The sequence below is a fragment of the Citrobacter sp. Cpo037 genome, assembly GCF_030332945.1.
In the GTDB taxonomy this organism is placed as follows: Bacteria; Pseudomonadota; Gammaproteobacteria; order Enterobacterales; family Enterobacteriaceae; genus Citrobacter; species Citrobacter portucalensis.
On the sequence record NZ_JAOWGW010000020.1, the window covers coordinates 1 to 4,126 of the forward strand.

At 42.6% G+C, this 4,126-nt stretch carries 3 protein-coding genes; all 3 read right to left on the reverse strand.

Features of this window, described 5'->3' with window-relative positions:
- Positions 1-230: 230 nt before the first annotated feature.
- Entirely contained in the window at positions 231-2,663 is a 2,433-nt protein-coding gene (locus OGX94_RS01045; protein ID WP_104868955.1) for an ATP-binding protein, read from the reverse strand.
- 36 nt (positions 2,664-2,699) lie between these two features.
- Positions 2,700-3,812, reverse strand: a complete 1,113-nt coding sequence (locus tag OGX94_RS01050) for a response regulator (protein WP_104868956.1) — start codon at positions 3,810-3,812, stop codon at positions 2,700-2,702.
- 56 nt (positions 3,813-3,868) lie between these two features.
- The coding region (locus OGX94_RS01055; RefSeq protein WP_502873439.1) for a hypothetical protein at positions 3,869-4,126 on the reverse strand (258 nt) is incomplete at its 5' end.

Here is a 4,126-nt window from a genome sequence, read left to right on the forward strand (position 1 = left end):
CTTTGAATGGGTTCATGTGCAGCTCCATCAGCAAAAGGGGATGATAAGTTTATCACCACCGACTATTTGCAACAGTGCCGAGAAAACTGGTTAAGATCGGCTTCGGTTTTAAGGCCCTTAGCCAGTTCAGCCGCCAGCGCTTTGAGTTTCTTTTCGTCCATAATTTGCCTGTCTCCGTTGTTGGAATGAACATATCAAAAACAGGCAGATACACAATTTAAATTACAGTCTCAAAGTAACTCATCCACAACGGTCTCTTTGAATTGACTTAACTCGACTTTGATTTGAACCATTAGCTCCAGAGCATCATCAAAATGATAACTTGATACTGCTTCAGACAGAGCGTAGCTCAGTTCCGGATTAAGCTTTTCAAAACAGGACTTATACTTGGAATAATAAAATTCAGACTCTAAGTCGCACTCTTCTAGCAATGCTGTCAGGTGGCTCACTTTAGACTCAAACTCCTCGACTGATTTGATATCACACTCGTGTTGAAGATGAGTGGTATCAACGAGCGCAGATTCTGGAAGGTCTTTGTACTTAGGAATTACTGATACTCCGAAGTGGTCAATATCGAGTTTGATGGTAAACCAGAAATTGCTTCCTTTATCTAGCTCACTGTCGACACCAACATGACCGCCCATTAACTCTGTAATGCGCTTAGAAATCGCAAGGCCAAGGCCAGTACCTCCGTATTTTCGGGTCGTTGAGGCGTCTACCTGCTGATAGCTGTCAAATACGACGGTCTGGTCGTGTTCAGACAAACCAATCCCCGTATCCATGACACTAAATAGCAGGTCAATATGTTTTTCGCTTCTTTGCACGACACTGACTGCGATGGTTACATCTCCTCCTCTAGAAAACTTGATGGCGTTACTCACATAGTTCAGGAGGATTTGCTTAATACGAAGTTGATCGCCAACGACCTGAGGAATGGACTGATCAACTTCAGTCATAAGATGAACATCGTTTTTTCTGGATTGGTGCTCAAAAATGTCGTACACATCCTGAATTGTCGCTCGAATATCGAATGGTGCCTTCTCAATATCAACCTTATTTGCTTCAAGTTTAGAAAGGTCCAGAATGTTGTTAATCAGTGTCAGCAAATGCTTGCCTGATCTATCGATTTTCAACAGGTTATTTTTCTGCTCAGACGTGAGGTCTGAATTTAACAGTATGTAAGATAACCCGAGAATCGAATTCAACGGCGTACGTATTTCATGGCTGACATTTGAAATAAACTTGCTCTTGGTTAGGTTAGCATGTTCAGCCGATAATTTTGCCTCATTCAGTTCGGAGGTAAGCCTATCCAACTTGCCACCCATGTTGATGATCGCGTTTGCTGTTTCGTTGAGCTCTTTTAAACGGAAGCCTTCATGAGCTAAGTTAAAATCACCCAGCCCGACTCGATTGACCATGCTCTGGAACTGAGTTAATGGCTTAGCAATAAATTCACTCGTCTTCTTGGACGAACGCCAGATGAGGATAAAGAACAAGATGTAGAATACCACTAAACAGAAGATCAGAATGTAACCAATTTTTTGGTATTTTTGTTCTAGCGCATGAGAAGTCGCATACATTTCCTTCTCACCAACAATCATCAGTAAGCGCCACTGAGTTTCTGGTATGGTCGACCATGATAGCAGTTTATTTTCACCATTCAGTTTGAGCTGCATAACCCCATTGGTGTTCTTGAGTAAACGCATGCTCAAGTCAGCGGTGCCATCACGTTTATACAGGTTAAATGCCTCAGGCTTAAAAATCTCTTTGGTGATTGCTTGCTGGTAGCTGTGCTTAGTGAGTTCTTTCAAGCCAAAATCGTGTTCTCCTTGTGGTGGCAAAGCCATAATTGTGCCGTTACTACTCACTAAAACAGCGTAGCCGCCCCAAGGAATGGCTAGATTTTGAATGCTTTCTATAATGTCACTGACTTTGATATCAAGCCCGACAACACCCTCGAGAAAACCTTGGTTGTAGACCGGCGCGATAACCGATGCCATCCAGCCGTGGCCCGCAGGATCAATGTAAACATCTGTCCAAATTGTCTTCTGGTCAGGATTGTTTTCAGCGTTTGCCAGGTAGTAAAAGTTGTACTCCGGAATGTCCATTTTGGGAGGGTACTGAGCGACGGTGTTGAACCACGGGTAGATTCGGTTGTATGAATCCCAGGTATTAAAGTAAATCGACGCAACCAAATCGCTATTATTTTTGATTTGTTTCATCAGTGGGTCAAGGTGAGCGAGTTTATACACCTTCTCCCAATCTTTTTCGGCGGTAAGACCAGAGTAGAAAGAAGCCGAGCCCCCTAAATCTTGTTTAGAATACAAGACGCCATCTTCGCTCACGGCAAGGTTATCTTTTTCAGATCGGTCAATGGTGTGTTCTTCTGATAAAACACGTTCTGTTTCGTTTTGGTATACGGCCGTTAAGGTTTCTATTGAGAGCAGCTTCTCTCTAATGATTGCTGCTTCTCTCTCCGATGAGATCTTCAACTCTTCATTTACTTTTGTGTAAATGTATTCCATGTTGTCGGAACTGATAAAACGGTTACTTATTAGGTAAACGGCAATAAGAACCGATTCCACCAGAATGAGGGGAATGATTCCGGTTTTGACCATTGAACGCCACACCCACGATTGTGTGGTGATTTTCTTGTCTTTCATGTTTGTCTCAGAAACGGCTATAAGTACTTGTCTTATCTAGTTAGTGTATTCTTGAGCAATGGCATCGAGTTCATCTGTAATTTCAGCGAAGGCATCGATGATAGTAGGGTCAAATTGAGTGCCTTTGCCTGACACAATGATATTTACTGCGTCTGAATGTGAAAACGCAGGTTTATAAACTCGCTTGCTGATGAGCGCATCATAGACGTCTGCTATAGCCATGAGTCGGGCGGACAACGGAATTTGCTCTCCAGCAAGACCTAATGGGTATCCTTCACCATCCCAGCGTTCGTGATGTGAGTAGGCGATCTCTTTTGCGACAATCAAGAACTTCATAGGCTGGCCGCATACTTTCTCAGCATTTTTAATCGCTTCATAACCGATGGTGGTATGAGTTTTCATCACTCGAAATTCATCGTCGGTCAGGGAGCCTTCTTTCCGCAAGATGTTGTCTGGAATGCCTATTTTCCCGATATCGTGCAGAGGCGCTGATTTATATAACAGGGCAATAAAGTCATCGGTCAGTTCTGAAACATAACGCGAGTTTTGGCGTAATTGCTCTGCTAAACGTTTTATGTAAGCTTGGGTACGTTTAATGTGGTTACCCGTTTCGTTATCGCGGGATTCGGCTAACGAAATCATGGCATAAATGGAAACATCTTGAATTGCGTGAAGCTCTTCTTTTTGCCGCAAAGCTTCGTTGGTTCGTCTTTCGACCTCTTGCTCTAGCACTTGATTCTTGTCTTTTAAGATATCGGAAGCCACTTTGAGAGATACATGTGTTTTAACACGTGCCTTCACGACCTCTGGGTTAATTGGTTTGGTTATGTAGTCAACGGCACCCAATTTTAGCCCTTTATGTTCATCGATTCTTTCAGCTTTAGCTGTGAGGAATATTATCGGGATATCACTGGTTGCTGGGTTTGATTTAAGCTGCTGGCATACTTGATAACCATCTATTTCCGGCATCATGATATCGAGCAAGATCAAATCTGGATTAGCAGTTTCGGCAAGTGTAAGCCCGCGCTCACCGCCGTTTGCCCCTTTTACCTTATAATCATCTTTAAGTAGCTGATACATCAGCGTGAGGTTTTCTGGAGTATCGTCGATAACCAATACAGTTGGCTTCGATGAAGAAAAATCGAACATACTTCCTCCTTTTGGCAGCAATACGGCAAATTGCGATTTAGTGCATAATATTTATGTCAATAATCACTTAATGATCTTGAACTCTTTACTAAAATAAAGATGAAATAGGCTAGAATCGGTATCATCACGAACGTCGCGAAATAAAGTATCGAAATAGCCACAAATACAAATAACTTAAACCGATCTTCCAGCAAACAACCATTCCACAACCTTTTGATTGATTCTATCATCGAACTAGGGAAGGTGCGAATAAGCAGGTCATTTCTTCCCAAGCTGACTCGCTGATTAAAATTTCGCGGATCTGGGCCGATTTT

Coding starts and splice junctions, on each gene's coding strand:
- OGX94_RS01045 (WP_104868955.1), bottom strand. CDS start 2,663: ATGAAAGACAAGAAAATCACCACACAATCGTGGGTGTGGCGTTCAATG.
- OGX94_RS01050 (WP_104868956.1), bottom strand. CDS start 3,812: ATGTTCGATTTTTCTTCATCGAAGCCAACTGTATTGGTTATCGACGAT.